This window comes from Streptomyces sp. NPDC050422, assembly GCF_044458665.1.
GTDB lineage: Bacteria > Actinomycetota > Actinomycetes > Streptomycetales > Streptomycetaceae > Streptomyces.
Genome location: NZ_JBITIE010000006.1, coordinates 357,626 through 382,368, shown reverse-complemented (window position 1 = coordinate 382,368; position 24,743 = coordinate 357,626). Strand labels below are relative to the sequence as shown.

The 24,743-nt window shown below is 70.1% G+C and carries 23 protein-coding genes and 1 pseudogene; 13 read left to right on the top strand and 11 right to left on the bottom strand.

What is annotated here, in order from left to right:
• The first annotated feature begins 51 nt into the window (after nt 1–51).
• Both ACIBJG_RS11655 and ACIBJG_RS11650 read left to right on the top strand, forming a co-directional pair.
• Complete coding sequence (locus tag ACIBJG_RS11655) at nt 52–1,488, top strand: helix-turn-helix domain-containing protein (RefSeq protein ID WP_399307150.1); 1,437 nt, start codon at nt 52–54, stop codon at nt 1,486–1,488.
• Nucleotides 1,489–1,546: 58 nt separating this feature from the next.
• Entirely contained in the window at nt 1,547–2,233 is a 687-nt protein-coding gene (locus tag ACIBJG_RS11650; RefSeq protein WP_399307148.1) for an alpha/beta fold hydrolase, read from the top strand.
• Here ACIBJG_RS11650 and ACIBJG_RS11645 read toward each other — a convergent pair.
• A complete protein-coding gene (locus ACIBJG_RS11645) occupies nt 2,211–2,798 on the bottom strand; it encodes a dihydrofolate reductase family protein (RefSeq protein WP_399307145.1) in 588 nt (195 codons plus the stop codon). The two genes, ACIBJG_RS11650 and ACIBJG_RS11645, sit on opposite strands and share 23 nt — an antisense overlap.
• Nucleotides 2,799–2,868: 70 nt before the next feature.
• Here ACIBJG_RS11645 and ACIBJG_RS11640 point away from each other — a divergent pair, with 70 nt between their 5' ends.
• Together ACIBJG_RS11640 and ACIBJG_RS11635 are read left to right on the top strand one after the other, a co-directional pair.
• On the top strand, nt 2,869–3,444 hold the full coding sequence (locus ACIBJG_RS11640; RefSeq protein WP_399307143.1) for a TetR/AcrR family transcriptional regulator: 576 nt from the start codon (nt 2,869–2,871) through the stop codon (nt 3,442–3,444).
• A 307-nt stretch (nt 3,445–3,751) separates the two neighbouring features.
• A complete protein-coding gene (locus ACIBJG_RS11635; protein WP_399307141.1) occupies nt 3,752–3,916 on the top strand; it encodes a hypothetical protein in 165 nt (54 codons plus the stop codon).
• A 198-nt stretch (nt 3,917–4,114) separates the two neighbouring features.
• Here ACIBJG_RS11635 and tnpA read toward each other — a convergent pair whose 3' ends face one another.
• Entirely contained in the window at nt 4,115–4,540 is a 426-nt protein-coding gene (tnpA, locus tag ACIBJG_RS11630) for an IS200/IS605 family transposase (protein WP_399307139.1), read from the bottom strand.
• Between the two features lie 32 nt (nt 4,541–4,572).
• Between tnpA and ACIBJG_RS11625 the strand changes: the two genes are divergently transcribed.
• On the top strand, nt 4,573–5,745 hold the full coding sequence (locus ACIBJG_RS11625) for an RNA-guided endonuclease InsQ/TnpB family protein (RefSeq protein ID WP_399307137.1): 1,173 nt from the start codon (nt 4,573–4,575) through the stop codon (nt 5,743–5,745).
• Nucleotides 5,746–6,006: 261 nt separating this feature from the next.
• On the opposite strand, the gene ACIBJG_RS11620 is transcribed toward ACIBJG_RS11625, so the two are convergent.
• The gene (locus ACIBJG_RS11620; protein WP_399307135.1) at nt 6,007–8,808 is read right to left on the bottom strand and encodes an ATP-binding protein; all 2,802 of its coding nucleotides are present in this window, start codon (nt 8,806–8,808) and stop codon (nt 6,007–6,009) included.
• A gap of 342 nt (nt 8,809–9,150) precedes the next feature.
• On the opposite strand from ACIBJG_RS11620, the gene ACIBJG_RS11615 reads away from it, so the two are divergent.
• From ACIBJG_RS11615 to ACIBJG_RS11605, 3 genes are all read left to right on the top strand, one after another.
• Nucleotides 9,151–10,125, top strand: a complete 975-nt coding sequence (locus ACIBJG_RS11615; protein WP_399307133.1) for an MBL fold metallo-hydrolase — start codon at nt 9,151–9,153, stop codon at nt 10,123–10,125.
• A gap of 121 nt (nt 10,126–10,246) precedes the next feature.
• A complete protein-coding gene (locus ACIBJG_RS11610; RefSeq protein ID WP_399307131.1) occupies nt 10,247–11,734 on the top strand; it encodes a carboxylesterase/lipase family protein in 1,488 nt (495 codons plus the stop codon).
• A 90-nt stretch (nt 11,735–11,824) separates the two neighbouring features.
• Entirely contained in the window at nt 11,825–12,691 is an 867-nt protein-coding gene (locus ACIBJG_RS11605; RefSeq protein ID WP_399307129.1) for a hypothetical protein, read from the top strand.
• 22 nt (nt 12,692–12,713) lie between these two features.
• Here the strand turns inward: ACIBJG_RS11605 and ACIBJG_RS11600 are convergent.
• Nucleotides 12,714–13,616, bottom strand: a pseudogene (locus tag ACIBJG_RS11600) (DUF6357 family protein); the annotation flags it as partial.
• A 232-nt stretch (nt 13,617–13,848) separates the two neighbouring features.
• On the opposite strand from ACIBJG_RS11600, the gene ACIBJG_RS11595 reads away from it, so the two are divergent.
• Both ACIBJG_RS11595 and ACIBJG_RS11590 read left to right on the top strand, forming a co-directional pair.
• Complete coding sequence (locus tag ACIBJG_RS11595) at nt 13,849–14,022, top strand: hypothetical protein (protein WP_399307127.1); 174 nt, start codon at nt 13,849–13,851, stop codon at nt 14,020–14,022.
• A gap of 582 nt (nt 14,023–14,604) precedes the next feature.
• Nucleotides 14,605–14,886: a hypothetical protein gene (locus tag ACIBJG_RS11590; RefSeq protein ID WP_399307125.1), complete on the top strand. Its 282-nt coding sequence runs from the start codon at nt 14,605–14,607 to the stop codon at nt 14,884–14,886.
• A gap of 195 nt (nt 14,887–15,081) precedes the next feature.
• On the opposite strand, the gene ACIBJG_RS11585 is transcribed toward ACIBJG_RS11590, so the two are convergent.
• The 4 genes from ACIBJG_RS11585 to ACIBJG_RS11570 form a co-directional block, all read right to left on the bottom strand.
• Nucleotides 15,082–16,074, bottom strand: a complete 993-nt coding sequence (locus ACIBJG_RS11585; protein WP_399307225.1) for an NAD(P)H-dependent flavin oxidoreductase — start codon at nt 16,072–16,074, stop codon at nt 15,082–15,084.
• 71 nt (nt 16,075–16,145) lie between these two features.
• Nucleotides 16,146–16,925, bottom strand: a complete 780-nt coding sequence (locus ACIBJG_RS11580) for a CoA-transferase subunit beta (protein ID WP_399307123.1) — start codon at nt 16,923–16,925, stop codon at nt 16,146–16,148.
• The gene (locus ACIBJG_RS11575; RefSeq protein WP_399307223.1) at nt 16,922–17,770 is read right to left on the bottom strand and encodes a CoA transferase subunit A; all 849 of its coding nucleotides are present in this window, start codon (nt 17,768–17,770) and stop codon (nt 16,922–16,924) included. Before ACIBJG_RS11575 ends, ACIBJG_RS11580 begins: the two co-directional genes overlap by 4 nt.
• A gap of 14 nt (nt 17,771–17,784) precedes the next feature.
• A complete protein-coding gene (locus ACIBJG_RS11570) occupies nt 17,785–18,540 on the bottom strand; it encodes an enoyl-CoA hydratase family protein (protein WP_399307121.1) in 756 nt (251 codons plus the stop codon).
• A gap of 162 nt (nt 18,541–18,702) precedes the next feature.
• Here ACIBJG_RS11570 and ACIBJG_RS11565 point away from each other — a divergent pair, with 162 nt between their 5' ends.
• Complete coding sequence (locus tag ACIBJG_RS11565) at nt 18,703–19,623, top strand: SDR family oxidoreductase (protein WP_399307119.1); 921 nt, start codon at nt 18,703–18,705, stop codon at nt 19,621–19,623.
• 56 nt (nt 19,624–19,679) lie between these two features.
• Here ACIBJG_RS11565 and ACIBJG_RS11560 read toward each other — a convergent pair whose 3' ends face one another.
• Nucleotides 19,680–20,174: a nuclear transport factor 2 family protein gene (locus tag ACIBJG_RS11560; protein WP_399307117.1), complete on the bottom strand. Its 495-nt coding sequence runs from the start codon at nt 20,172–20,174 to the stop codon at nt 19,680–19,682.
• Nucleotides 20,171–21,046 (bottom strand): LLM class F420-dependent oxidoreductase, encoded by an 876-nt coding sequence (locus tag ACIBJG_RS11555; protein WP_399307115.1) that lies wholly within the window; start codon nt 21,044–21,046, stop codon nt 20,171–20,173. Before ACIBJG_RS11555 ends, ACIBJG_RS11560 begins: the two co-directional genes overlap by 4 nt.
• 210 nt (nt 21,047–21,256) lie before the next feature.
• Here ACIBJG_RS11555 and ACIBJG_RS11550 point away from each other — a divergent pair, with 210 nt between their 5' ends.
• Both ACIBJG_RS11550 and ACIBJG_RS11545 read left to right on the top strand, forming a co-directional pair.
• Nucleotides 21,257–21,874 carry a TetR family transcriptional regulator gene (locus tag ACIBJG_RS11550; RefSeq protein WP_399307113.1) on the top strand — a complete coding sequence of 206 codons (618 nt, stop codon included), beginning with the start codon at nt 21,257–21,259 and terminating at the stop codon, nt 21,872–21,874.
• Nucleotides 21,875–21,977: 103 nt separating this feature from the next.
• The gene (locus ACIBJG_RS11545) at nt 21,978–22,754 is read left to right on the top strand and encodes an SDR family oxidoreductase (protein ID WP_399307111.1); all 777 of its coding nucleotides are present in this window, start codon (nt 21,978–21,980) and stop codon (nt 22,752–22,754) included.
• Nucleotides 22,755–22,818: 64 nt separating this feature from the next.
• On the opposite strand, the gene ACIBJG_RS11540 is transcribed toward ACIBJG_RS11545, so the two are convergent.
• Complete coding sequence (locus tag ACIBJG_RS11540; protein WP_399307109.1) at nt 22,819–24,474, bottom strand: class I adenylate-forming enzyme family protein; 1,656 nt, start codon at nt 24,472–24,474, stop codon at nt 22,819–22,821.
• Nucleotides 24,475–24,743: the final 269 nt, after the last annotated feature.

Genomic DNA, 24,743 nt, shown 5'->3' with positions numbered 1-24,743 from the left:
TTCGCATGGAGCAGTCGGTGGCCACCGGCAGACGCGGGACGAGGGGGAGCTATGGCGGGAGCAGCGAGGACGACCGACGGTCCGGACGGGACGGTCGGGGGCGGGGCTCCCGACCGGCCGTACCCCGAACAGGCGGAGGAGCAGGACGCACCGGCTGCGATCGGCCGCCGGGTGAAGCGGCTCCGCAAGGAACGCGAACTGACGCAGCGGCAGCTCGCCGAGCCCGCGTACACCGCCGCCTACGTCTCCACCCTGGAAGCCGGCAAGGTGCGACCCTCCGAAGCCGCCATCCGGCACATCGCCGAACGGCTCGGCGTCGCCCCCGAGGAACTCGCCACGGGCAAGCCCACCCACATCGCCACAGCCCTGCGGATGGAACTGGCCGACGCCCAGCGGCTACTGGCCGTGGAGGACGCCGCCGACGCGCGAGCGGCCTATGAACAGATCCTCGGCCGGGCCGAGGAATACGGACTCACGCAGGAACGGGCGGCCGCGCTCGTCGGCCTCGGTGAATGTGCGCTGGAGACCGGCGAGCTGACCGATGCCCTGGCCCGGTTCGAGGCGGCGGAACACGTGCTGGCCGACGAACCGCTCCCCGCCCGTGCGCGGGCGGTCCGGGGCAGGTCGGTCGCCCACTTCCTGGCAGGTGAACTTCGTTACGCGTGCTACCTGTTGGACAGCGCGATCGACGAACTGAACACGTCCGGGCTGCACGACCCGGGTGCGTTGCTCCAGCTCTACACGGCCTCGATCGCCCCGTACATGGACATGGGCGCCCACGCCCGCGCCGCCCAGGCCGCCGAACTCGCCCTCGCTCTGGTGCCGCAGGTGTCCGACCCCGCCCTGGTGGCCCACATGCACCGCACGGTGGCCCGCACCCTGATCGCCGAAGGCAGGGCCGACGCCGCCCAGACGTCGTTGGCGCGGGCCACCGAGCTCTACCAGCAGTTGCAGATCCGTACCGAACTCGCTCACTGCCACTGGATGCGGGGCTATGTCTGTGCGCAGAACGACGACCTCGTGCGGGCGGAGACGGAACTGCGCACCGCGCACTCGATGCTGGTGTCCAAGCGGGCGGCCCTGTACGTCTCCCAGGTGGAGGTCGAGCTCGCCGACGTCCTGCGCAGGAGGGGGAAGTCGGCGGAGGCCGCGGAGCTCCTGGAAAGCCTGCTGGCCGGCCTCAAGGCCGGCCGCGGCGCGGTGCACGCCGGTGGCGCACACCGGCTTCTCGGGCTGATCGCCGAGGAGGCCGGAGACGTCGAGGCCGCCGAGCTGCACTACGCCACCGCGCTCTCCCTGCTCGAACAGACGGGAGCTGCCGGAGACCTCGCCGACATCTGCCGACTGCTCGGAGACCTGCTGCGCAGCGAGGGCCGGACGGAAGCGGCCCTGAACGCCTACCGGACCGGCCTCGGCCACCGCGCCGAGCCGGGCACCACCACGCTCGGCCCTGCCCCGGCCCGTCCACCGTTCGCTCCCTGGGCCTGACGTCGCGGGCCTTCCTCGATCGTGGCCATGGTGGCTGGTCTCACCCGCACGACGACATTTGTACAAGACCGACGGCAGACGGCCCCGGCATCATCCCGGCATGAGTGAATTCGACGTTGAACTCGCGCAGGGGATGCGCGTGGTCCATGACGGCCCGAGGGGGGGGCCGCCGATGTTGCTCATCCACGGATCGGGGGCCCCGGGCAGCACCTGGAACCCGATGATCCCGGCGCTGGCCGCCCACCACCACGTCATCCGGGTCGACCTCCCCGGCTGCGGCCAGTCCCCGCCCGCGGCGTCGTACGACGTGCCCGTGCAGGCGGGCGGAGTGGCGGCATTACTCGACGAACTCGGCCTTCGTCAGGTCGCCACGGTCGGGCATTCCAGCGGCGGCTACGTCGCCACCGCGCTTGCGGAAGGGCGCCCGGACCTGGTGAGGTCGATCGCGCTGGTCAGCACCGGACCGAGTCTCGACGCGCTCCTTCCGCAGCCGGCCGTCCTTCGGTTCCTGCTGGGCCCGCCCTTCGGCCGGCTCCTCTGGTCGATTCGTTCGGATGCGGTGATCCGCAGCGGGATCAGGGCGACGACCGTTCGGCCGGTGGACGTCCCGGACGACCTCGTCGCCGGGGTTCGGGGCACCACGTACCACGCCTTCAGATCGGTGAGTACTGGCCGGAGTGCCGACGCTACGGCGATCGGACCTCTGGTTCACCCCGAACGCGTTAACGTCGAGCGAACGACGTGATCGTGACGTCGTTGGCGAACGAGTTGCGATCGACCACCTTGAAAAGAGTGGGGTTGAACTCCCCGTCGAACACCGAGATCCCGGTTCCCGCGACTACGGGATAACTCTTGATGATCAGCTCGTCGATCTCCGGCAGCAGCGCGCCGGCGAGAATTCCGCCCCCGCAGAGCCAGATGTCCTGACCTTCCTCCTGCTTGAGGTCCCGGACAAGGGCGAGCGGGTCTTGTCCGACCACGGTGACCGCGGGGTCGGTGTCGGGTGCGAGCGTGCTCGACACGACGTACTGACGCAGATGAGCGTAGGGGCTGGTGAAGCCTGCCTGCAGGCCGGGGCGATAGCTGCCGAGTCCCATCAGGACGGTGTCGAAGCGCTGGTTGGGGGTGTCCGCCAGGCCGTGGGCGGCGCGCATGAAGGTGGGCACTGTCTCGGGGTAGCGGGCATTGGTCCACTCGCCATAGGCGGCGGCCTGCTTCTCGTCGCCGAGAGGGTAGAAGTCGAACTCTCCGCCGGGTCCGGCGATGTAGCCATCGATAGTGACAGCGACGTAGTACACGAGCTTCCGCATCTAGATTACTCCAACTGTAGTACTCTGCCTGAAGTGGTTTGAACGTAGTGCTGCGAATGGAGTGGTGTCAATGGTGCGCAGGAACGACGAGCGAAGGGCCGCTCTCGTTGATGCGGCGATCGAGGTGCTGGCCACGGAGGGGGCACGCGGCCTGACCTTCCGGGCCGTGGACGTTGAGGCCGCCGTGCCCGCCGGCACGGCCTCCAACTACTTCGCAAACCGCGATGACTTGCTCACCCAAACGGGCGCTCGGGTATACGAACGGCTCCAGCCCGACGAGGCGACGATCGCGCGACAGCGGGCGAGCACCCCGGACCGGACGACCTACGCGATGCTGATGCGCGAGTTGGTCGGCCGGATCAGTGCTTTTCGCAACGGCTATCTGGCGCTGCTCGAACTGCGCCTCGAAGCCATCCGGCGTCCCGAGCTACGCGCGGTGCTGACCGAGCGTGTCCGCGCCGACATCGACGCCAATGTGGCCTACCACGAGAAGTCCGGCCTGCCCGGCGATGCGACCGCAGTCCGGCTGCTGTATCTCGCTTTCAACTGGCTCATTGTCGAACAACTCACCCTGCCCGGGGTGTTCTCGGAGTCCGAGCGCGAACAACTCGTCGAGGCTGCGGTCCAACGCATCGTGGCGCCGTAACCTGTCCCGCGAAAACGGTCCTGCTCGCTCAGCGCGTTGCTCAGCCGGCGAGCCGGGTGGCGATCCCAGGGAAGCGCCGCTCGACGATCACGCCTGGGTCGGCGGCCCTCTCGCTCTGCGGGGGCGAGCGAGCCGGGCACCGTCGCGCGGATGGGCAGGTTCAGATCAAGGCGGCTCATCATGTCCAGCTCGAACCGGCCGTACGGATTCACATGGGTCCAGAACAGCGACGCCGGCGCCCTGCGGTCCGCGCCGGTGAGCTTGTCTGCCCCTTCGGATCGGTCAGGACGCCCGACGTCGCGGCCGCATGGCAGGTGAAGTCGAAGGACTCAAAGTCAGTCTCGCCGGAGCCCAGCAGAAGCTCGCCGAACTCGGCGAACGTGACCGTCGCGCCGCAACCGTGAACCTCGGCATTCCCTCATTCCGCGACATCGCCGGCCGCACCGTCACAGCCGCAGAGAACCAGACGTGATCTTCAACCACGGGCGCGGCCACCGATTCTCGAAGTTCAGCGGATTCTTGCGAGGAACCCCGGGCGTTCACGCCCGGGAGGAATCGCATCCCGTGGTTGCGACGCGGAGCGTCGCGGTGTCGTGACCGGCGGAGCCGGTGAAATCGAGTCGGCGCGGAGCGTCGGGACGGCCGGTCCGGCGGAGCCGGACGTGAAGGCTCAGCCGGGGCGCTTCTGGTTCTCGATGTACTCCTTGATCACTTCGAGTGGAGCCCCACCGGCGGAAGCGGCGAAGTAGGACGGGGACCAGAAGTGGTCGCCCCATAGGTAGCGGCGGATGTGGGCGGGGAACTCCTGGCGCAGTCGACGGGCGGAGACGCCCTTGAGGGAGCCGACCAGCCGGGACAGTGCGATCTTGGGGGGATAGTGGACCAGGAGATGGACGTGGTCGGTTTCGCCGTTGAACTCGGTCAGCTCAGCGCCGAAGTCGGTGCAGACGTCCCGCATGATCTCCTCGCATCGGACGAGGATCTCGTCGGTGAAGGGGCCGCGGCACTTCGGAGTGAAGACCAAGTGCGCATGGAGGGTGTGGACAACTGTTCTACCCCTCCTCAGATCGGGGTTTGGTTCCCATCGAGGTGACATGGACTGATTGTAGGAGTGCTAGCCTCGCCGTCATGAAGCTGGTCGTGCGGGTCAAACTCCTACCGACGCCCGTACAGGCGGCGGCACTTGAGGAAACCCTGCACGTCTGCAACGAGGCTGCTTCCTGGGCCGCGCAGGTCGCCTTCGAGAAGGGCGTGCACCGCCCCCTGGGCCTGCGCAAGCACACCTACACCGAGATCAGACAACGCTGGGGACTGGGGGCGCAGGCCGCCCAGCACGCGATCAAGAAGACCTGTGACGCCTACACCACCTTGAAGGCCAACCTCCGGGCCGGCCGGTACGGCCGGCCCGGCACCAAGCGCCACACCCGCGTCTCGGGCAAGCCGGTCACTTTCCGCAAGAACGCGGCCCAGCCTTACGACGACCGCATGCTGTCCTGGCAGCACCAGGCCCGCACGGTCTCCATCTGGACCACGGCGGGCCGGTTGAAGGGCATGGCGTTCACCGGGCAGGCAGAGCAGCTGGCTGTGCTGGCCGGACACCGCCACGGCGAGTCCGACCTGGTCCGCCAGGGCGGGAAGTGGTTCCTGATCGCGACCTGCGAGATCCCCGAGAAGACCCTCAACGCTCACCCGGTGGGCTTCGTCGGGGTCGACCTGGGGATCGTGAACATCGCCGCCACCTGTGACGGCGAGCGCCACTGCGGGCGCCGGATCAACCGCAAGCGTACGAACGACCGGGCGCTGCGCTCCAAGCTCCAGAAGAAGGGCACGAAGTCCGCGAAGCGGCGGGCGAAGAAGTACGCGGGCAAGGAAGCCCGCCGCAACAAGGACATCAACCACAAGATTTCGAAGCGGATCGTGGCGGAGGCTGAACGCACCGGTCGTGGGATCGCCCTGGAAGAACTGACGGGTATCCGCGAGCGGGCACGGCTGAGAAAGCCCCAACGCACCACGCTCCACTCCTGGCCCTTCGCCCAGCTCGGCTCGTTCATCGCCTACAAGGCGAAGAAGGCCGGAGTGCCGGTGATCTACATCGACCCGGCGTACACCAGCCAGGAATGCTCCCAGTGCCACCACACCGCACGCACCAACCGGCCTACCCAGGCCCGCTTCGCGTGCAAGGCCTGCGGCTTCATCGAGCACGCGGACCACAACTCGTCCCACAACATCACCCGAAGAGGGTGGATGGCATGGGTCTGCGGGGCCCAGTCAACGGCCCCAGCCCTCACACTCATTGCGTGAGAGCCGGACGCAGCCGGGACCCATCACAGCCAGTGATGACCCGAGCAGCAAGCCCGGGACGCCAGTCCCGGGTAGTTGACAGAACACGTCAACACTCTGCTGCTTGCACGTTCAGAAACTTTGCACGTGGCGCACTGCCGATGCTCGTCGGCCGCCTGCGCCCCGTTCCCGAGCAGTCTTTCCCCCGCCCCCCAACCGCTGTGGGGAGCCGTCGTCACACATGGCCGACAGCTGACCACCCGGTCCTGTCCCGGGCCCGACTCACGCGGACCAGCCGGACGGAATCTCCGCGTTCACGGCCTCGACGACGTCCCGCAGTTGGGAGCGCACGGTGATGCCCAGTTTGGGGAACGCCCGGTACAGGTGGGACCCGACGGTGCGGGGAGAGAGGAACAGCTTCTCCGCCACCTCGCGGTTCGTGAGTCCCAGAGCCGCGAGCCGTACGATCTGCTGCTGCTGCGGCGTGAGATCCGCGAATGCGTCCGGTTCCGCCGTACCGCTGTGGGCTCCGGCAGCCCTGAGCTCGGTCTGGGCGCGCACCACCCAGGGCTGCGCACCCAGCCGACGGAAGACGGCCTCGGCCTCGACCAGTGCAGGACGCGCCTCGGCGATGCGACGGCGGCGGCGAAGCCACTCTCCGTACGCCAGAAGCGCCTGGGCCCGCTCCATGGGCCTCCGGGCGAGCGCCGGAGTCGCCAGGGCCTGCGTGAAATGGCTCTCGGCCTCGTCGGGAGTGGCGAGGAGCGCCCGGCTCAGGTGGACCAGGGCGGTCCTTCGCGGTGCGAGGTGGCCTGCGTTCTTGAGGGATCGTCCGGTCGCATCCACGACGTGAGCGGCCTCTTCGTGTCGGCCGGAGCGCGCCGCTGCCGACACGAGTTCCGGCAGCGCCGGATAGGAGAGGTGGTAGTGCACGGGGTTGCCCTGACCGTCGAAGAGGGCGCGGTAGTGCAGGTACGCCGTTTCGTGATCCCCCTCAGCAGCCGCTGCGGTTCCCAGCGCACGATGGGCGATGACCAGGACCGACCGGCTTTCCAGGGGGTCGATGAGCGACAGGGCCTGCCGGGCCTGTGTACGCGCTCCTGCCGTGTCGCCCCGCAGCGCGCGCAGCAGAGCATCGGTGGACGCGGCGCAGGCGGCTGCATGGTCGAGACCGGCGGAGGTCGCGACGGCTGAGAGCTCGGCGCACGCCGTCTGTGCTCTGGCCCACCTTCCGTGCTCCAGGTAGGCCTGAGCGGCGACTCCGCCCAGACCGTCGGGGAGCGGCCCCTTGGATGCCCAGGTGGTGAAGGCGGCGTCGAAGGTGCGTACGGCCAGATCCGTCTCGTCGAGCAGCCAGGCGGCGATGGCGAGCAGTGTCAGGGTCTCCGGCTGGTCCCCCACCGCCGCCAGCAGCGCGGGCAGCCGCCCCGGCAGATCCCGGTCGGCGGCCTCGGGACGCGCGACGGTTCCGGCCCACTCCTCCAGGAGCGATTCCCGGTTGCCGAGCGCTTGGGGCGGAGCCGCAGGCGAGGAGGGCAGAAGGCGTTCGATCTCCTGCAGTTGGGACGGGTCGCCCGAGTAGAAGCGGACCACGGCGGCCGCTGCCAAGGCTTCCATCGCGGCTGCGGGCGCGGTGTCCGCCAGAGCTGTGGCCAGACGCATCAGCTGTCCGAACGCGGCGCTGTGCGAAGTGGTCAGCGTCATGAGCCGTCCCACCTGCAGGGCTGCGAGCGCCGCGGCCGTCGGGTCGTCCGTGCCGGCGCGGGTGCGGGCAGCCAGTCGTTCGACCGTATCGAGCCGGCCCGTCAGGACCGCCGTGCTGGTGGCGGCGGCCAGCAGCCGCGTGCTGTCATCTCGGTCGGGATGCAGGTCTGCGGCACGTTCCAGCATGTGAGCGGCGGCTGCGTATCCGCTGCGGTGACGCGCGCGGTCAGCGCTGCGCTCCAGCTCGGCCGATACATGTGCGCTCAGGCCGGAAGTGGCGGCGGCGAGGTGCCAGGCGTACCGGTCGGGATCCGGCCCCTGGAACAGCTCGGCCAGCTCCAGGTGGGCGGTACGGCGCTCCTCGGCCGGGGCGGCCTGGTAGATCGCGCTGCGTGACAGGGCGTGGCTGCAGCGCAGCCGTCCCCCGGTCCGGCGGACGAGTCCGGCCTCCTCGGCCGCCACCCACACAGGGTCGCCGATGTCCGGTAGCCAGGACAACACCGAGTGCGGAGGATCCTCGGTGTCCGCCGTGGCCAGGCGCACCACCGCGCGACGGGTCTCGGTCGGCAATGCTGTCAGCCGGTTCGCGTAGACCCGCTCCAGTCTGTCGGTGACCGGGAGTGGGCCCTCGGTGTCACGGATCGTGTGCGCTCGTTCCATGGCGGCTCTCGCCAGTTCCACCAAGGCCAGGGGATTACCTTCCGCCTGGTCGAGGATCCGCTCCCGGGTGAGCCCTTCCGGTACCTGCGGCTGCTGGTCGAGCAATCTGTTCGCCGTGTCCCGGTCGAGTGGGCCCAGGTCGATGATCCGCTGCCTTGCGGCGAGAGTCGACAGCACACCGTCGCGGGTGGCGAACAGCATCGTCACCGGCTCGTCAGCCAGCCGGCGGGCAACGAAGGAGAGAACGTCCAGCGAGGCCCGGTCGGCCCACTGGGCGTCATCCACGACCAGCAGGAGGGGCCGTTCGACGGCGAGGTCCGACAGCAGTGTGAGAACACCTATGCCGATGAGCATCGGATCCGGTGCGTCGCTCTGTTCGGCCTGGCCGAACGCGGTGTGCAGAGCGCTCCGCTGCCTGGGGGGCAGCATGTCGATGTCACGGCGGACCGGCCGCAGGAGCTGGTGCAGGCCCGAGAACGGCAGGTCGGTCTCGGACTGACTGCTGTCGGCTCGCAGAACCCGGCCACCCTCCGCGCCGAAGCGGCGTGCGAATCGTTCCGTCAGCGTGGTCTTGCCCGATCCAGGGGGTCCCGCAACCGTCAGGAGCCCGCCCGTCTGTCCTGCCGCGTCGACAGCCGCGAGAAGCTCGTCCAGTTCCGCTTGCCTGACAACGGACCCTGAGCCTCCGTCGGCGGCGGTGTCTGCCGCGTGCTCGTCCACCGGTTCTCCAGACGTTCCGGGATTCTCCCGGACCGGGTGACTCCGGTGACCGCATCCCGCATACCGACGTTACCAGGGCGTTCCCGGCATACGGCCGCTGGTGGCCGGGGTGCAGTCATGTGACGGATGGCGCGCGAACGACCGGCGCCGGGCACCCGGGCCACACGAAGTTGCGCAGGGGGCTCAAGGGCGCTTCGGACGCGCGGCCCTCGCCCGACTCCCTGACCACCACCACCGGCCAGGGACAAGTGCAGTCACCTGTCCGATACCGCCGAGGCCACGCTCGATCGCAAGCTGGAAAACGTCCGACACCTCAGAATCCGACACCTCAGAAGGAGAAACATGACCACCCTTTCGTCCCATGAATCCGCGAACAGCCGGAGCGCGACGCCGGACGGCGATCGGACGCCGACGGTCAGCACCATCGAACTCGGCGATGTGGAGATCCACCGCGTCATCGAGTACTCCGACACGACGCCCATGACGACGGATGTCTTCTTCCCCAACAGCAAGCCCGAGGAGTGGCAGCGTCACACCGAGCTGCTCGCACCCCACCACTGGGAGCCTGAGAGCGACCTCACCCGCGCCGCCACCCAGTCCTGGGTGCTGCGCAGCGAGGGCAAGATCATCCTCATCGACACGGGGGCCGGCAACGACAAGTACCGCCCCCTGCAGCCCATCTGGTCCTACTTGAACACCGACTACCTGGCGAACCTCGCCGCTGTCGGTGTGCGGCCCGAAGACGTGGACATCGTCATCAACACCCACCTGCACGACGACCACGTCGGCTGGAACACCCGGCTCGAGGGCAGGGACTGGGTGCCCACCTTCCCCAACGCCACCTACCTGATGCCGCAGCGAGACTTCGAGTACTGGAAGCCGGAGAACCTCCACAACACCGTCTTCGGGCGGGGCAACCAGAACGTCTACGAGGACAGCATCGACCCCGTCGTAGAGGCAGGGCTGGTGAAGGTCTGGGACGAGTCGTACACCATCGACTCCAACCTCCGTCTGGAGCTGGCTCCTGGCCACACCCCCGGCGCGTCGATCATCCACCTGGAGTCCGCGGGCGACCGTGCCATCTTCGCCGGTGACCTGCTGCACGGCGCGATCCAGGTCCACGAGCCGCACATCAACAGCTGCTTCGAGGAGGACGAGGACGGTGCCCGCGCCAGCCGTGCGCGCATGTTCGCCCACGCGGCCGACACCAATGCACTTGTGCTCCCTGCGCACCTCCCCGGCCACGGCGCCTTCGAGCTGCGTCGCCGTGGTTCCGGCTTCGAACTCAGCAACTGGGCTCCGTTCTCCCGAACCTGATCACCCCGTACGACCCGCAAGGAGACGCCGGCCCGCGCACTCCCCTCCTCCGAGCACGCCGGCCGGCTCGGCGCGGCCACCGACGCCCCTCTCTCCCGCACCGACCAGCAAGGAAAGACCGATGCCCCATCGCGAACTCGTCGTACGGACTGCGCAAGGAGCGGTCCGCGGCAGACAGCTCGATGACCACTCCGTATTTCTCGGTATCCCCTATGCCGCGCCTCCGGTCGGCGCGGGCCGTTTCGCGGCTCCGCGGCCGCACGCTCCGTGGGAGGGAGTACGGGATGCCACCGAGCCAGGCCCGACCGCTCCGCAAGGCCCACGCCGTTTCGGCTCAATGGACATGGCGGCCTACTTCGGGCCCGGATGGGTGCGGGGGGCGGACTACCTCACGGTCAACGTCTGGACCCCAGGGAGCACACGGCCCGGCGCGCCGGTCATGGTGTTCGTACACGGCGGGGGGTTCGTCGCCGGCTCCAACCGGTCGTCCCTGTACGACGGCAGCCGCTTCGCCCGTGACGGCGTCGTCCTCGTCACGGTGAACTACCGGCTCGGTATCCCCGGGTTCCTCGACCTGCCCGGAGCGCCCCGCAACCGGGGTCTGCTCGACGTGCTCGAAGCCCTGCGCTGGGTGCGGCAGAACATCGGCGTCTTCGGCGGGGATCCCGAGAACGTCACTCTGTTCGGCCAGTCGGCCGGTGCCACCATGACGGGTGCGATCCTGGCCGATCCTGCGGCGGAAGGTCTCGTCAAGCGCTCGATCATCCAGAGCGGAAGCGGGCGTGGTGCCTTCACGAGCGAGCAGGCCTCACGTGTGACGACCGCCGCAGCCGAAGCCCTGGGCGTCGCGCCGCACTCCGAGGCTTTCGCGGAGGTCTCCGACGAGCGCCTCGTCGAGGTCATGTCCGACCTGTCGGGGATCGACCTTCGGACGATGACCGACAGCGACCCACTCCTCGGGCTGAGCCCGTTCAGCATCGTCCTCGCCAGGCAACCCGCCGACGTCGTCGCCGACGGTCAGGGCGCGGACGTGGACCTGCTGATCGGCACGAACGCGGAGGAGGGGCACCTCTACCTGGCTCCGTTCGGCACACTCAGCACGTCGACAACGGCCGACGCGGAGGCTACCGCCGCTCTCTTCCACCCTGACCCCGCCGGCTGCGCCCGGACATTTCGCCGCAGCCGCCCCCGAGCCACAAGCGGCGAACTGCGCTCCGCCCTCATGTCCGAGGCACTGTTCGTCGCCGGAAGCCGCAGCCTCGCAGACGCCCATGCCGCACACCCGGGCTCCCGCACCTTCCGCTACGAGTTCGCCTGGCGTTCGCCCGCTCTGGGAGGTGAACTGGGAGCAGCGCACACCGTCGAGTTGCCGTTCGTCTTCGACGTGACCGACCAGCCTGATCTGCAAGGCCCTGATTCTCTTCTCGGTTCCGGAAAGCCACCGGCCGAACTCGCCGCCCGCATGCACACGGCTTGGATCAGCTTCGCAGCGACCGGAAACCCTGGCTGGACACCATACGACCGTCCGCACCGGCAGATCATGCGTATCGCCGAGACCTGGGAAGTCGGCCAGGAACAGCGACCGGAGCACAGTCCGGCCGCCAGTTGACGGTCGTGACGGGCCCGCCCGCACCGACGGCGTGAGCGGGCCCCGGGGGCACGCGGATCACCGCCTCCCCACATCAACCGAGAGGACGACGTGAGCGAGCGGGTCAAGGACGTGCAACGGGTTCTCAGGGTGCGCCAGGACCAAGTGATCGATGCCGTCTGCGCCTTGACCTGGTACGCGCCTCCGGACGAACAAGGCGCCGGGCGTGACCTCTACCAGCAGGTCCTTGACACGGTCGCACATCTGCCTGAGCAGGCCGTGGAACCTGGCGACATCAGTGCCGCCCTCGACGTACGTGCGGGAGTTCTGGACGCCGCCGTCCCCTGGCGGGCGGACATGGCAGCCGAATGCATCGAGAGGCTGGTGGACGGCCTGGGCATCGACTGCCTGGCGTACCTGGCGCACAGCACAGCTCTCACTCGCTCCCACCTGGCAGCCGGTGCGGTGACGGCCGTGCGCGACGACTCCCCGGCCAGTGGGACAGCATGCGCAACCCGGACGACCGCAGTGGCCGCACAGACGGTGGTGGACGAGATCGTCACCCTGCCGCCAGGCCGCTGGGGTCGCTGCCCGGGGCAGGCGGTGCGCGCTTCGTTGTACCGCTGTCTCGCGGATTTCGCCGACGCCTTCCTGGACGTCTCGGAATCGACGCCGGCACCTGTGCGGTGGCAGAGCATCGACCCCCGCGGGCCGCAGACGGGGCACATACGCCTCACGGCCACCCGAACCCTCCGCCTGGAGGTCACTCAGGACGCCCGACGACTGCCGCAGCGCCCCGCCCTGGGAGCCCGACCGGGACCACCGTTCGCCGTCTGGCAGTGGAGGACCGCTGTCGACGATCCGTCGGGGCTCACCCTGGCGCAGGGCTGCGACCTGCCGTCCGCGCCGGCTGCGCGGCACGCCGCCGAGTGCGCTGTCTCCGCGATCGCGAGCCGCCTCCGGGAAACCGAAGACTGACGCGGTCCTTCATTCCGCCCACCTTCCTCGCACTCCCGCCGGAGTCGGCGCGGTCGCCGGCGGCCTCCTCGTCGGCCTCCAGGGGGGGTGTTCCTGGAGAGATGTGCGGCTTCCGGGCACATCAGGAAGTTCACGGTGCGCACCGCATCGTCGATGAGGCCAGGGTGTGTGCGGCGCACGGCCGCGTCGACCGTCGTCTCCATCCGATTCCAGTCGCGTTTGTCCGTGGCGCGCTTTCCCCGTCGCGGATCGCGGCCGATCCGCATCCCGGCGCACGCCTGTTCGGCGGTGGCGATCACGCGCAGGACCTCGGACAGCAGCGCAGGGTCGACGGCATCGGGCATCCGCCTCGGAACCGTCCCGCCGTGCAAGTACTGGCCCGTGTACCTCAGGATCGCGGCGTCGAGCGGACCGAGCACTGCTCCGTGCTCGGCGCGACGGCGGTTCGCGTGGTACTCCTGAACTCGTTTCCGGTTGGCCGTCTCTGTCGCCGCGCGCATCGCCGCGCAGACCTGACCGCGCTCGAGCAGATCGATGTCAGCTCCATGGGTGATGAGCCGATCCCTGTCCCACCGGATGCGCTGGAAGAGCGCGTCGACGTCTGCGGGCGCGGAGAGGAGGATCGGGTCCAGGAGCGCGATGGCAGCGTTCTCGTCGAGCGGGCCCCGGGTTCCGGCGGCGGTGCACAGCGGAAGGACCGCACTCAAAGGACCGCACTCGACAGCAGCAGGTGTCTGGCCAGGTCCTCCCGGATCACCGCAAGATGGGCTTCCCGGATCGGGAACGTGAACGTCCGGGGGTCATGGTCGGCGTCGGCCCCGGCACCGAGTGTCAGCTTCAACTCACCGTCCTCGCGGATCACGTTCGGGATCCAGACGTTGCTGCGTGTGAATACGGTGTCCCTCGTGGACTCAGTCTTCCCCATCGGACGAGAACGGCGAGTCCTGCCCGTACTGATCCGACCGGCCGCGTTCGTGTGCGCCCGCGAGACCGGGACTGGTCCGTCGTTTCGATCCGGGCGATCACACCTTGACCGGGCGTGAGGGCCAGGCTTTGGCCCGCCGGTTCGTCTTCGATGGTGTAGGTGTCGGAATCTCGATCCCGGAGGAATGCGGAGAATGCTACGTAGGCTCCCGAGGGTCGGCCACGGAGACTTGATGGTCGTTGCCGTCACCGACAACGAAGACGAACTGTTTCGGCCCGGGGATGTAAGGGTGGGCCGTATGCGTTCTTCGCTCCAATGTGCCAATTCCATCGGCGTAGTCGAATCGGAGTGGACGGACCTGCCGTACACCGCGGGCGAATTCCCGGAAGAACTGGCAGATCCGTGAGCCGACCGACGCGAGTTACTCACCCGACGGCGAGCGCGATGCCGAGGACGTCGAACGATCCCACGCCCCGTGTGCCGCGTACTCCGAGCCCCGGCCCCGTTCTCTTGCGTCAGGTCATCCCGTCGCTGAAGGTGATCACTCATGTGGGTGAGTACGTGTACTCAGGCGGGCGCGTGGTGCCTGCCGGAAACTCTGCGCATGACACATCTCCGCGCTTCCATCAGCGCATTCACCCAACCCCGGCGCGGCCTCACGGCTGTCGTGCTCGGCGCTCTGGCGCTTACCGGCTGCGCAACTGAGCCAGGTCACAGGGGCTCACAGGCCGAGTTGGCCAGCAGCGTCGTCACCAAGGCGAGTCCCACGCAGCCGTCACCCGAGCAAGCGGAGTTCGCGGCGATGCTCGGCGTGCTCGCACAGGGTTGTCCTGCGGCAGGCGGTGCCCCGGTGGCACTCGGTGACACGAAGCCGAACGACGCGGAGCCGGCGCGAAGCCTTGCCCCTGGGGAGACTCCTCCGACCGACCCGATCGAGCCCGGCGCCGCCACGGGCCCCGCGACGGAGTTGGACGCCCACGATTGGTGCATGAGCGCTCGCCATCAGGAGCACATCGCGCAGGCGCTGCTGAAGGTCGCGGAGCCCACCCCCGCCAAGGTCCGCAGGACCCTGAACAGCCTCGGCTACCCCGACGAACGCATTCACGTCCTCAAGCAGGACGGCAAGAGCACACGCTTCCACCTCGACCTGCGCGAGAACGGCGGCAAGTTGTGCGAGGCGGGTCTGGCGGCGGGCGAGACAACGGAGGTCTACACGTGTGCAGCCCTCGCCGCAGGGCCGTTCACCGTCAAGACGGAAGAGCAACCGTAACGCTGGGCCCCTTCAGCGGGTGACGGCGTCGCAGGGTGTGGTGACGGCCGGCTTCACGCCGGGCGTCGCGCGCAGAACCCCCAGGGCCGCAGCGCGCCCTGGGGCACCCCGACATGCGAGCTCACCGGTCCCAAGGCCGTAAGGGGGCGGCCCGTGGATCCGGGCCGCCCCCTCCGCCTGCCTGCACCAGGAGCGTCAGCCCGCTCCCGGCAAGGATTTCAGTGCCGCGCGCGCCTCGTCCATGATCCGCTCGACGAGCTCCGAACAGGACGGCAGATCCTCGATCAGGCCCGCCACCTGCCCCGAGGCCATGACCCCGATGTCCGTACGTCCCTCGACCAGCGAGGCCTTCAGCAGCATCGGTGTGTTGGCGGCCAGCAGCACCTGGCTCCAGGTCAGTTCCTTGCCGTGCTTCATCGCCAGCCCGTCGCGGACCAGTTCGGGCCAGCTCGCACCGGACTCCTTCCGGAAGGCAGAGGCGTGCCGCAGCGCCCGCAGCAACGAGGTGGCGCGGCCGGAACGCTCCAGTGAGTCGACCATGGCGGTACGCAGCATGCGGTGCGGCAGACCGTCCACCCGGTCCGTCACCGTGACGTCCTTGACGGTGGCGGCCAGGTACTTCGCCTTCACCGCGTCGGGGACGGTGCTGTCCGAGGTGAGCAGGAAGCGCGTGCCCATGCCGATCCCGGCCGCCCCGTAGGCGAGCGCCGCGACCAGGCCGCGGCCGTCGTGGAAGCCGCCCGCCGCGATCACCGGGATGCCGACGGCGTCCACCACCTGGGGGAGCAGCACGGTGGTGGCCACGTCGCCCGTGTGGCCGCCGCCCTCACCGCCCTGCACCATCACCGCGTCGGCTCCCCACGCGGCGACCTTCTCCGCGTGCCGTCGGGCGCCGATGGAGGGGATGACGACCACACCTGCGTCCTTGAGCCGGGCGATCAGGTCCTTGGAGGGGGCGAGCGCGAAGGAGGCGACCTTGACCCCCTCCTCGATGATGATCCGGACCCGCTCGCCCGCATCGCCCGCGTCCGCCCGGAGGTTGACGCCGAACGGCGCGTCCGTACGGGACTTGACCTCGCGGATCGCGGCGCGGAGCTGCTCGACCGTCATCGTCGCGGAGGCCAGGATGCCGAGCGCGCCCGCGTTCGCGGAGGCCGACACCAGCCGGGGGCCGGCCACCCAGCCCATGCCGGTCTGCACGATCGGATACCGCACACCGGTCAGCTCGGTGAGCGCGGTCGGGAACGGCACGGGCCCGGTCACGCCGGGACCTCGCGGTCGCGGAGCCCCTTGGGGTCGATGACCTCACGGATCAGGTGGAGTTCGGCCTCCGTGGGCTCCCGGGTGAACGGCACCTCGTCGGGGACGGTCAGGGCGAACCCGGTGGCCGCGGTGACCTGTTCGAGGCTCACGCCGGGGTGCAGGGAGCGCAGCCGCATCGTGCGGTCGGGGGTCTCGAAGTCGAAGACGCCGAGATTGCTGACGACTTCGGGGATGCGGTGATAGCGGGTCGCGGAAGGGCCGGCCGCCGCCGCGCGGTCGTAGCCGACGCCGCTGACCATGTCGACGTGTTCCACGAACACCCGGGGCGAGTGCTTCGGAACCCAGTAACTCGTCGGGTTGTTCAGGGTGTTGACCGGTGCGCCGCGCACCCCGAGCAGCTGGCGCGTGGGCCTGGCCCAGTCACCGATGCAGGAGATGTTCTGGTTGCCGTGCCGGTCGATCTGGCTGGCGCCCATCATCACGTGCCGGCGGCCCGTGGCGGTGAGCGTCAGGTGCTGGCGGAACGGCAGCCAGCCCTCGATGCTCCCCGGCTTCACTCCCACGGCCGGGGTGTCGGCCATCATCAGCGCCTCCCCGTCGGTCAGCAGCAGGTCGGGGGAGAAGGTCAGCCTCGCCAGGCGTGCGCCGATGGCGGGGATGGTGCCCATGGGGCTGGCGAGGATCTCGCCCGCGTCCCGCCAGGCCTCGGCGCAGGCCACCACGCAGTACTCGGCGCGGCTCGCCGCCTGGATGCCGGTGGTCTCGGTGCCGCTCATGCTTCCTCCTGGTGGAACGCGGTGACGGCGGCCTGGTAGGCGGCCTCGTCCCCGGACAGGAACCGTTCGACGAAGGCGGGCCAGGCCTCGGGGTCGCGGGCGGCCTTGACGTAGGCGCGCTGGAAGGCCTCGTCCCGGTCGTGGTCGGGCACGCAGGAGGTGAAGTGCGCGCCGTTGGGCGTCTCGACGACCCCGTCCACGAACATGCGCTTGATCAGCAGCGTCTGCGGGCCGTGCTCCTTCAGCAGGTCCGCCGTCTCCACGATCCGCTCGCAGGAGACGAAACCCTGGTCGGCTGCTTCGCAGAACAGGTCGTCGAAGTACGGGTCGGGGCCCAGGTACTGGCCGTTGCCCTGCGCGTCGGAACGGTTGAGGTGGACCAGAGCCGCGTCCAGCCGCAGCGCCGGGGCCGCGACCAGCTTCTCCCCGTCCTCGTACGGTGAAGTGACCGTACGCAGAGCGGGGTTGACCTCCATCAGGTCCGAGCCCATGCCGGCGCGCACCGGCATGAACGGCAGCCGCTGCGCGCCCGCCGTCAGGCCCCACATCATCATCGCCTCGTCCATCTCGACCATCTCGAAGGCGCCGCGCTGCCGGGCCGCCGTGAAGTGCGGCTCCAGCGGTATCGAGTCGAGCGTCCCGAAGGCCGCGACCAGCTTGCGGATCTTTCCGGCCGCCGCGAGCAGACCGACGTCGGGGCCGCCGTACGACACCACGGTCAGGTCGGTGAGGTCGGAGCGCAGCAGCGCCCGCACCAGAGCCATCGGCTTGCGGCGCGAACCCCAGCCACCGATGCCGATCGTCATGCCGCTCTCCAGCCGGCCGACGACATCGTCGGCCGTCATCGTCTTGTCCTGTGTCACGTCTGCTGCTCCTTGTCCGTGCCGAAGGTGTCGCGCACACGGTCGGCGACGCCACTGAGGTTGGCCTCGAAGGTGAAGCCCTGCTCGAAGCGGTAGCTGCGGCGTACGTCGACGGGGTCGATGCCGTTGATGGCGGCCTTGGCCAGCCGGATCAGATAGCCGTCCTTCGCGGCGATCTCCCCGGCCAGTTCCAGGGCGGCCCCGGCCAGCTGCTCACGCGGCACGACCCTGAACACCGAGCCGTGCCGGTGCAGTTCCTCCGCCGTCACGGTGCGCGAGGTGTAGTACAGGGTCCGCATCAGGTGCTGGGGCACCAGCCGTGCCAGGTGTGTGGCCGCGCCGAGCGCGCCGCGGTCCAGCTCCGGCAGGCCGAAGGTCGCGTCGTCGGCCGCCACGATCACGTCCGCGTTGCCCACCAGACCGATGCCGCCGCCCAGGCAGAAGCCGTGCACGGCGGCGACGACCGGGACCTCGCACTCGTAGACCGCCGCGAACGCCTCGAAGCAGCCCCGGTTGGCGCCGATCAGTGCCTCGGGTCCGGTCGCGCGCTGCATCTCCTTGATGTCCACGCCCGCGTTGAAGCCGCGCCCTTCGGCGGTGAGCACCACGCAGCGGATGGCCGGGTCGGCCCCGGCGGCGCGTACCGCCGTGGCCAGGTCGTACCAGCCCTGCACGGGCAGGGCGTTGACCGGAGGGAAGTCCACGGTGACGACGGCGACGCCCTCACGTGGGACGGAGGTGGAGACACCCATGAGCAGATCAGCTACCTTTCCACCAAACGTTTGTTAGGCCCAAAAGGTAGCAGCGATACGAACGCCGCGGGAGGGTGTCATGCCACTCAGTGGTACCGGCACCCTGTTCCCCGCCGATCGCCCGTCGCAGCTTGCTCGTCGCCCATCGAAAGGACACTCGTCATGACCTCACCGACCGCCCTGTGCGCCGGACGCGTCGCCGTCGTCACCGGCGCCGGCCGTGGACTCGGCCGCGCCCATGCCCTGGCCCTGGCCGCCGAGGGTGCGAAAGTCGTCGTCAACGACCTGGGTGTGGGCCTCGACGGCTCCGGCTCGGGTACCGGGCCTGCCCAGCAGGTCGTGAAGGAGATCCGCGCGGCCGGGGGCGAGGCGGTCGCCCACAACGGCGACATCGCCACCTCCGAGGGCGCGGCCTCTCTCGTCGCCGCCGCGCTCGACTCCTTCGGCAGGCTCGACACGCTCGTCAGCAATGCCGGATTCCTCCGCGACCGGATGCTGGTCAACCTGGACGAGGACGACTGGGACGCGGTGATGCGCGTCCACCTCAAGGGGCACTTCCTGCCGCTCAAGCACGCGGCGGCGCACTGGCGTGCCGAGGCGAAGGCCGGCCGGAAACCGGAGGCCCGGGTCATCCACACGAGTTCCGGTGCCGGGCTGCTGGGCAGTGTCGGCCAGGGCAACTACGCGGCCGCCAAGGCGGGCATCGTCGGGCTGACCCTGGTGGCCGCCGCCGAGATGGGCCGTTACGGGGTCCAGGTCAACGCGATCGCCCCGGCCGCCCGGACCCGGATGACCGAGGCGACGTTCGCCGAGACGATGGCCGCCCCGGGAGAGGGGGCCTTCGACGCGATGGCCCCGGAGAACGTCTCGCCGCTCGTCGTCTGGCTGGGCTCCGCCGCGTCCGCCGGAGTGAGCGGCCGGGTCTTCGAGACCGAGGCCGGACGCATCACCGTGATGGAGGGCTGGCGGCCTGGCCCCACCGCCGACAAGGGCGCCCGCTGGACCCCGGCCGAGGCCGGGGAGGCCGTCACCGGTCTGCTGGCCGCGGCCGAGACCCCGCAGCCGGTGTACGGCGCCTCCTGACACGCCGCGGCGCGGGGTGGTGATCAAACGTCACCACCCCGTGCAGGCAGGGTCGTTCAGGTGGTGGGCGGCTCGCCCCGAACCCCGGCCACCAGCAGTGCGGGGGACTCCGTGCGGCCGTCCAGGATGCGATTGGTCCGGGTGACGACCTGCCATCCGGAGGCCGTGCGGCGCAGCAGCCAGTGGTTCGCCGTCGCCCGGCGCACCACGTACCGGCCCGACTCGTGCACCACCATCAGTGAGTGGCACACCGCCACGGCCCCGTCGCCGTCCACCGTGATGTGCGGCGGTCCCACGACGTGGGCGCAGCCCTGCCGGATCCAGCCCTGGTGTGCGGGGGAGCGGACCATCTCACGGATCCGCTCCCGGCCCGCGAGGAAGATCTCGTCGATGTCGTACACCCCGTCCGGCGCCCAGAGCGCGGCGACGCCGTCCGCGTCGCCTCCGTCCACCAGCGGCCCGTACGAGGCCATCGTGCGCGCGATGTCGCGCTCGTCCTCCAGCGCCCTGAGCCGCACCTCGAGCGCGGCGATCCGGTCCTCGCCACTCATGCCCGTGCCTCCGCGGCCGTCCTGAGGCCCGCGAGCGCGGCGAGGGCCTCCAGCTGTTCGACGTAATGGCTGGCCGACCCGGCCGTCAGTGATGCGCTGACCAGGGTGGCTCCGGCCTCGGACACCTTCCGCAACGCCGCGGACGTGCCGTCCGGATCCCCTGAAGGATCGAGCGGGCGGCCCGCGCTCAGCACCACCTCGAAGCCGTCGGGCAGCGCGGCCGCCCCGAGCATCTCGCGCAGCCGGTCGAGCGGCAGCCCGAACGGCACCCAGCCGTCCCCGTACGCCACCGCCCGGCGCAGCGAACGCGGGGTGCGGCCACCGATCCACAGCGGTACCCGGTCCTGCACGGCGTGCGGCTCCACCACGAGCCCCCCGTAGTCGAAGTGCTCGCCGTGGTAGGCGGGTTCGCGCCGGGACAGGGACGCCCGCAGGGCCGCGAGGGCGTCGTCGGCGATCGCGCCCCGGCCCTCGAAGGCGGCGCCGAGCAGCCGGAACTCCTCCTCCAGGCTGCCCACACCGAGACCCAGGACGACCCGCCCGCCCGAGATGCGGTCCAGGGTTCCGTAGCGCTTCGCTATCTCCAGCGGATGGTGGTAACCGAGCACCAGGACCTGGGTGGCGAACCGGATCCGGGTGGTCCGGGCCGCGAGGTATCCGAAGGTGGACAGCGGATCCCAGTACGTGCCGCCGCGCTGGCCCGCGATGTCCACGGGCACCGCCACATGTTCCGAACAGGTCAGATGGTCGAAGCCGAGCCGGTCCGCGGCCTCGGCGACCGCCCCCAGCTCCTCGATGCCGGCGGTGCGCTCCCAAGGGGAATGGACACCGGGGACGGCCGTGACGACGGGACTGTTGATGCCGAGCCGCATAGGGGCACCTCTCTGGGGCAGAACGTGTGACAGGGCGGAACGCGAGAGTTCATCCAAGTCCGCCGCCCCAGCGCGTGCAGGTTCGGTCCCGGTGGGCGGGAAGCCTCCGCGGACCGTGGGCTCCGGCCAGGTCCCACTCAACGGAACGAAGCGCACCGGGCCCGCGCGGCACACGAGAACATCGGCGGCCGGCGGAAGGACGTCAGCACCGTGCCCCGAACGAACTGTGAGAGAACCCCCGCACAGCCCCGCTCGCCCAAGCAGCGCCGGCGCTACGCCGGCATCCTGCGGGCCGCGGCGCACCTCGGAGCCGTACACGGTCTCGAAGGCGTGCAGATGCACGAAGTGGCCCGGCGGTCCGGCGTCGCGATCGCCACGCTGTACCGCTACTTCCCGTCCAAGACCCACCTGTTCGCCGCCGTGCTGCACGACCAGGTGCACCGCCTCGACGCCGGCACCGCGTCTCCTCCGCCCGGCACCGGTCCGGTGGAAGCGGTGAGTGAACTGCTCACGGGCGCGAGCCGGCAGCTCTTCGAACAGCCGCTGCTGGCCCTGGCGATGATCCAGTCCAACAACGTCTCGCACGTCACCGACGGCGTCCCCGGCCGCCACACGGACGAGATCATCGCGGACCTGGTCCTGCGCACGGCAGGGGTGTCCGACCCCTGCGAACAGGACCGGCGCGTCGTCCGCATCCTGGAGCAGGCCTGGTACGGCCTGCTCACCACGGTCCTGTACGAGCGTTCCTCGGCCGAGGCGGCGCAGGACGGCATCCGGCTGGCCTGCCGGCTCCTCCTCGCCCCGGTCCTCGCCGGGCGGCGCGCCTGACGCCCGGCCCCGTCGTCCGGTCAGCGGGACGACGGGGGCCGGTCCGGTGCCGAAGCTCCTACGGTGCCGGGGCCAGCAGCACCGGCCCACCCGAGGAGTACTCATGCCGCGCAACGTCGTCGTCACCGGATCAGGTTCCGGGATCGGTGCCGCACTCACCACCTTGTTCCGGGCCCAGGGGGACCGCGTGATCGGCGTGGACCTCCACGGCGGTGAGGTCGAGGCGGACCTGTCCACACCGGACGGCCGTGCCGCAGCCGCGGCGGCGGCCGCCGAGGCGGCCGGCGGGGTGGTGGACGCGGTCGTCACCTGCGCCGGAACCTCCGTACCGGGAACCGCCATGGTCACCGTCAACTACTTCGGCACCACCGAGTTCCTGACGGCGCTGCGCCCGGCACTCGTCGCGGCCGAGCGGCCCCGGGTCGTGGCCATCGGCTCGATCTCCGGCACCCAGACCCACGACCCGGAAGTCGTCGCCGCCTGTCTGGCCGGCGACGAGGCCACGGCCCTGGAGCACGCCGGGCGGGCCGTGGCCGACGGGCGTGCCCGGCAGCTCTATCCCTCGTCCAAGGCGGCGCTCGCCCAGTGGGCGCGGCGCACCGCGGTCGCCGAGGGCTGGGCCGACGCCGGAATCCCCGTCAACGTTGTCGCGCCCGGCGTCGTCCTCACCCCGATGAGCGCGGGACTCTTCGACGACCCGGAGATGAAGAAGGTCATGGACGCGGCGGTCCCCATGCCGCTCAACGGCTATCTGCAGCCCGAGGACGTCGCACGGGCCGTACTCTTCCTGGCCTCCGAGGAGAACAGCCACATCACCGGGCAGGTGGTGTACGTCGACGGAGGCGCCGAGGCGACGCTGCGCGGACCTGCCGATTTCTGAGCCGCACGCGAGGTGCCCCGGCCGCGTCACGCGGCCGGGGCACTGTCGCTTCCTGGCGCGGGCGTCAGAGGCGCACCTGGTTGCGGATCACCTTGCCGGTGGCGTTGCGCGGCAGCCCTTCGCGCGTCAGCCGCCACTGCTTCGGCACCTTGAAGTAGGCCAGCGCCTCGGCCGCGTACTCCCGCAGCGTGTCCTCGGTGACGGTCGAGCCCGCCGCGAGAACCACGACCGCGGCGACCTCCTGGCCCAGGTCGGGATGGGGCACGCCCATCACCAGGCACTCGCGGACGTCCGGGTGCTCGACGAGAACGGTCTCGATCTCGGCCGGGTAGACGTTCTCGCCGCCGCGGATGATCAGGTCCGAACGGCGGGTGCTGAGAAACAGCCGGCCCTCGCGCAGCTCACCCAGGTCCCCGGTGCACAGCCAGCGGTCCGGGCCGATGGCGCCGGCGGTCGCCTCCGGATCGCGCCAGTAGCCCAGCATGTTGAACTGGCTGCGGACCCAGACCTCGCCCTCCTCGCCCTCGCCCAGCGCCTCGCCGGCGGGGTCGCGAATCTCCAGCTGCACGCCGGTGACCGGCCGGCCGAGAGTCCCGGGAGCGGCCGCCAGTTCCTGCGCGCTCGCCGCGGCGACGCCGGTGCAGGTCTCCGTCAGCCCGTAGCTGTCCACCAGCGAGTCCTTCGCGAACGGCAGGTTCTGCCGCAGCCGCTCCTTGAACGCGATCGACGACGGCGCCGAGGCCAGCGAGAACGACGTGAGCGAGGACGTGTCGTACCGGTCGGCCCCGCCGTGTTCGAGCATCCGGTGCGCCATGGTCGGCACCGCGCCCCAGTTGGTGACCCGTTCGCGCTCGACCATGCCGAGGACGGCGTCCACCTTGAACGAGCCCTGGTGCAGGGCGATTTTGCTGCCGGTGGCCAGCCTCGGCACGGCCAGGTTGTGCAGGCTCGCGATGTGGAACAGCGGCAGCGTCAGCAGGTAGACGCGGTCCTGCGGCGACAGCGGGTCGCCGAACTCCTGGAACAGCGCGTCGTTCAGCCGGTGGTACTCGACGACGGCCAGCAGGTTGCGATGCGTGTGCACGGCCCCCTTGGGGCGGCCCGAGGTCCCCGACGTGTAGAGGATGACGGCCGCGTCGTCCTCGGCGACATCGGCGGACGGCAGCGGTGCCTCGGGGTGCGCCGCGACGAAGCGGCTGATGTCGTCCTCCAGGGACAGCACCGGCACCGCGCAGTCGGCCAGCTTGGCCGACTGCCTGGCGTCGGCCACCACCAGTGCCGGCTCCGCGTTCTCGATGCCGTGAGCCATTTCCCGCGCCGACCACCAGGCGTTGAACCCGACGGCCACCGCACCGATCGACACGGTGGCCCAGAACGTCTGGATCCACTCGGGGGAGTTGGCGGCGGCGATGGCCACCCGGTCGCCCTTGGCGATGCCGTACTCCTCCCGCAGCACCTGCGCCAGCGAGGCGACCTGCGCGGCGTGCTCGGCGAAGGTGATCCGCCGGTCCGCCGTGACGATGTACTCACGGTCGGCATGGGCGACCGATGCGTGCAGCACCTCGTGCAGAGCCCGCTGCCGGTGCGTGAACACCGGCAGCCGGGTCCCCAGCACTTCGGCGTCGGACAGCTCGAAACGGCCGCCCGGGCCGGTGAGCCGGCCGATGATCTCGGCCGCTCCGGTGGGAGCGGCCGAGCGGTGATCCGTATCGCTGGACATCAGGTGACTCCTGGTGCGTCTCGAACTCCACTGGGATCGCGGTCGAGGTCAGTGTCAGCAGCGCCGGACCTTCGTTCCATGGCTGATTCCGGTCACTGGGACACCGTTTCACAGCGGCGACCGGGCGACAACGACGGCATCACGCGGTCGGACAGGGCCGCACGGGGTTCCCGGTGAGTGGGATACGTCACCTCGGCCGGATTTCGACGGCCGTAGCGTCCCCCCACCTGCTCCGGCCCCGGGCCTCCTGCCCGGATGCCACCTGCCTT

What these genes read in the sequence shown, in the direction of transcription:
- ACIBJG_RS11615 (WP_399307133.1), top strand. Translation starts at nt 9,151, where the DNA reads ATGACCACCCTTTCGTCCCATGAATCCGCGAACAGCCGGAGCGCGACG.
- ACIBJG_RS11655 (WP_399307150.1), top strand. Translation starts at nt 52, where the DNA reads ATGGCGGGAGCAGCGAGGACGACCGACGGTCCGGACGGGACGGTCGGG.
- ACIBJG_RS11560 (WP_399307117.1), bottom strand. Translation starts at nt 20,174, where the DNA reads ATGAGTGGCGAGGACCGGATCGCCGCGCTCGAGGTGCGGCTCAGGGCG.
- ACIBJG_RS11645 (WP_399307145.1), bottom strand. Translation starts at nt 2,798, where the DNA reads ATGCGGAAGCTCGTGTACTACGTCGCTGTCACTATCGATGGCTACATC.
- ACIBJG_RS11565 (WP_399307119.1), top strand. Translation starts at nt 18,703, where the DNA reads ATGACCTCACCGACCGCCCTGTGCGCCGGACGCGTCGCCGTCGTCACC.
- ACIBJG_RS11540 (WP_399307109.1), bottom strand. Translation starts at nt 24,474, where the DNA reads ATGTCCAGCGATACGGATCACCGCTCGGCCGCTCCCACCGGAGCGGCC.
- ACIBJG_RS11580 (WP_399307123.1), bottom strand. Translation starts at nt 16,925, where the DNA reads ATGAGCGGCACCGAGACCACCGGCATCCAGGCGGCGAGCCGCGCCGAG.
- ACIBJG_RS11575 (WP_399307223.1), bottom strand. Translation starts at nt 17,770, where the DNA reads ATGACGGCCGACGATGTCGTCGGCCGGCTGGAGAGCGGCATGACGATC.
- ACIBJG_RS11595 (WP_399307127.1), top strand. Translation starts at nt 13,849, where the DNA reads ATGGTCGTTGCCGTCACCGACAACGAAGACGAACTGTTTCGGCCCGGG.
- ACIBJG_RS11635 (WP_399307141.1), top strand. Translation starts at nt 3,752, where the DNA reads ATGGCAGGTGAAGTCGAAGGACTCAAAGTCAGTCTCGCCGGAGCCCAG.
- ACIBJG_RS11640 (WP_399307143.1), top strand. Translation starts at nt 2,869, where the DNA reads ATGGTGCGCAGGAACGACGAGCGAAGGGCCGCTCTCGTTGATGCGGCG.
- ACIBJG_RS11555 (WP_399307115.1), bottom strand. Translation starts at nt 21,046, where the DNA reads ATGCGGCTCGGCATCAACAGTCCCGTCGTCACGGCCGTCCCCGGTGTC.
- ACIBJG_RS11585 (WP_399307225.1), bottom strand. Translation starts at nt 16,074, where the DNA reads ATGGGCTGGGTGGCCGGCCCCCGGCTGGTGTCGGCCTCCGCGAACGCG.
- ACIBJG_RS11590 (WP_399307125.1), top strand. Translation starts at nt 14,605, where the DNA reads ATGAGCGCTCGCCATCAGGAGCACATCGCGCAGGCGCTGCTGAAGGTC.
- ACIBJG_RS11625 (WP_399307137.1), top strand. Translation starts at nt 4,573, where the DNA reads ATGAAGCTGGTCGTGCGGGTCAAACTCCTACCGACGCCCGTACAGGCG.
- ACIBJG_RS11545 (WP_399307111.1), top strand. Translation starts at nt 21,978, where the DNA reads ATGCCGCGCAACGTCGTCGTCACCGGATCAGGTTCCGGGATCGGTGCC.
- ACIBJG_RS11570 (WP_399307121.1), bottom strand. Translation starts at nt 18,540, where the DNA reads ATGGGTGTCTCCACCTCCGTCCCACGTGAGGGCGTCGCCGTCGTCACC.
- ACIBJG_RS11610 (WP_399307131.1), top strand. Translation starts at nt 10,247, where the DNA reads ATGCCCCATCGCGAACTCGTCGTACGGACTGCGCAAGGAGCGGTCCGC.
- tnpA (WP_399307139.1), bottom strand. Translation starts at nt 4,540, where the DNA reads ATGTCACCTCGATGGGAACCAAACCCCGATCTGAGGAGGGGTAGAACA.